At 75.8% G+C, this 2782-nt stretch carries 2 protein-coding genes; both read right to left on the reverse strand.

The window, feature by feature from the left end; translation table 11 throughout:
* Positions 1–20 precede the first annotated feature (20 nt).
* Positions 21–926, reverse strand: a complete 906-nt coding sequence (locus FOE67_RS21920) for a class III extradiol dioxygenase subunit B-like domain-containing protein (RefSeq protein ID WP_228474156.1) — start codon at positions 924–926, stop codon at positions 21–23.
* Between the two features lie 92 nt (positions 927–1018).
* Positions 1019–2536, reverse strand: a complete 1518-nt coding sequence (gene miaB, locus FOE67_RS21925) for a tRNA (N6-isopentenyl adenosine(37)-C2)-methylthiotransferase MiaB (protein WP_182666564.1) — start codon at positions 2534–2536, stop codon at positions 1019–1021.
* Between the last annotated feature and the right edge of the window lie 246 nt (positions 2537–2782).

The following is a 2782-nucleotide window of genomic DNA, read 5'->3' on the forward strand; positions in this document are numbered from 1 at the left end:
GGGGGCGGGAGGCGGGCTGCTCATCCGATCAGTCTCGCAGAGCCGTCGGGGTCCGCCGGGCCGGTGGGACGCTCCTCCTCACAGTGCCAGAGGGCCACGGGGTAGGCCACACCGTAGGGGGCACCGTCGTGGAGCAGTTCACCTCGCAGCCCACCGCACGGGGTGCCGTTCCCGGGGCCGGCCGCTCCGGCCAACACCTGCCATCCCGGCCGGCCCACGGCCCGCAGCTCCTCGGCGAGGGCGGGGTCGAGAGCCGCGAGGGCGGAGGTGTCCACGGCGGCGAGGGCGGCGGAGACACCGGCGTCGAATTCCTCGGCGCGGTCGTCGTGCCAGCCCGGCGCCCGGGGACCCCGGCAGGCGCTGCCGTCCCCCATGACCAGCAGGGCCACCCGGCCGACGGTCGGGTCGGCGGCCAGTTCGCGTCCCGTCTCCAGACAGCGCTCCGGGGACAGGTCGGGGGGCAGGACCAGACCGGAGACCGGCGGGAGCGCCGGGTCGTCCCCGGCGTCCGCCGTGACCTCACCGAGGAGGAAAGCGGCGACGGCGTGCGCCAACGGCAGGCCGACCACGGACGGGGCGGCCCCGCCGTCGGCGCCCGGGGCGTCGTCGTGCCCGGGAGCGGCGGAGCGCTCCGGGGAGCCGAGCGTCACCTCCAGGGGGACACCGAAGCCGGCGAAGGAGCCGGGGGTGCCGGCCGGGAGCACCCGGGGCCCGGGAGCGGGTCCGCCGTCCCCCACCGGGGCACCGGCCCCGATCGGACGGTCGGCGGGCCCCACCACGACCAGTCGATCGGCGTCCGCGGCGAGCAGCCGGCGCAGGGCCGTGCGGCACGCCTCGCGCAGTTCCTCCGTCTCCCGTGCGGCGCCGGCCGCGAGGGCGGGGACCAACAGGGGCGGACAGGGACAGACGGCGGCGGCGACGAGCATGATCGCAGCCTACCGGGCGGTCGGCGGTGCGCCAGGGGGTCGCGGCCGGGTCCGCCCGCCCCCGCCGGGACCCGCCGGGGGCGCGGCGGGCCTCAGCAGGCGGAGCAACCGGGCGCGGGGTCGGCCGTGACCGGCGGGGCGCCGATACCGGGCAGGCCCAGCATGACGCCGCCCCCGGAGCCGCCGGAACCGGCCGGCCCGCCCGGTGCGGCGGCCGAGCGGGCACCGACGGGGGGCAGACGGCGCACGGAGAGGGCCGGCTTCTCCGCCAGCAGGTGGTGCGGGGCGGCGTAGGTGATCTCCACCCGCACCAGGTCGCCGGGGCGCACCGGGCCCTCGGCCGGATCGGCGGGCTCGGGGTTGAAGTGGACCAGCCGGTTGTCGGGGGCGCGCCCGGACAGCCGGCGGGTGGCACCGTCCTTGCGCCCCTCGCCCTCGCTGACCAGCACCTCCACCACGCGACCCACCTGCGCGCGGTTCTCCGCCCAGGAGATCTCCTCCTGGAGCTCGACCAGCCGCTCGTAGCGCCGCTGCACGACCTCCTTGGGGATCTGGTCGGGCATCTCGGCGGCGGGGGTGCCGGGGCGCTTGGAGTACTGGAAGGTGAAGGCCTGGGCGAAGCGCGCCTCGCGGACGACGTGCAGGGTCTGCTCGAAGTCCTCCTCGGTCTCACCGGGGAAGCCGACGATGATGTCGGTGGTGATCGCGGCGTCCGGGATGGCGGCGCGCACCCGCTCGATGATGCCGAGGTAGCGCTCCTGCCGGTAGGAGCGGCGCATGGCGCGCAGGACGCGGTCGGAGCCGGACTGCAGCGGCATGTGCAGCTGCGGCATCACGTTCGGCGTCTGCGCCATCGCCTCGATGACGTCGTCGGTGAAGTCGCGGGGGTGCGGGGAGGTGAAGCGCACCCGCTCCAGGCCCTCGATCCGGCCGCAGGCGCGCAGCAGGTCGGAGAAGGCCCGACGGTCGCCGAAGTCGGAGCCGTAGGCGTTGACGTTCTGGCCGAGCAGGGTGATCTCGCAGACCCCGTCCTCCACCAGCGCCTCGATCTCGGCGAGGATCTCGCCGGGTCGGCGGTCCTTCTCCTTGCCGCGCAGCGCGGGCACGATGCAGAAGGTGCAGGTGTTGTTGCAGCCCACCGAGATCGACACCCAGGCCAGCCGGTCGCTCTCGCGCCGGGTGGGAAGGGTGGAGGGGAAGACCTCCAGCGACTCCGCGATCTCGACCTGGGCCTCCTCGCGGATCCGGGCGCGCTCCAGCAGCACCGGCAGCTTGCCGACATTGTGGGTGCCGAAGACCACGTCCACCCAGGGGGCGCGGCGCACGATGGTCTCGCGGTCCTTCTGGGCCAGGCAGCCGCCGACGGCGATCTGCATGCCGGGGCGGGCGGCCTTGCGCGGGGCGAGGAGGCCGAGGTTGCCGTACAGGCGGTTGTCGGCGTTCTCCCGCACGGCGCAGGTGTTGAACACCACGACGTCGGCGGCGTCGGCGTCCTTGGGGGCGCGGGTGTAGCCGGCCGCCTCCAACAGGCCCGCCATCCGCTCGCTGTCGTGCACGTTCATCTGACAGCCGAAGGTCTTCACCTGGTAGGTACGCGCGCCGTTGGACATGCGGGGACTCATCCAAACCGATCCGGGGACAACCGGCCGCCCGGGCAGGACGGCGACCGATCCCCCAGTCTACGGCGCGTCGGCGCGGCCTCCGCCCGTGCCCGGAGGGACGCGTGCCGGCGGATGCGGGGGACCGTCCTTCCCAGCGGGACGGCCGGGGCGGCAGACTGGGGCCGTGTCCGTCCCACCCCCGTCACCCGCGCAGCCGCCGGCGGACGGCCCCCGTGCCCCCGCCGCCTCCGGCAC

The sequence above is a fragment of the Streptomyces calidiresistens genome (assembly GCF_014141525.1).
Lineage (GTDB): Bacteria > Actinomycetota > Actinomycetes > Streptomycetales > Streptomycetaceae > Streptomyces > Streptomyces calidiresistens.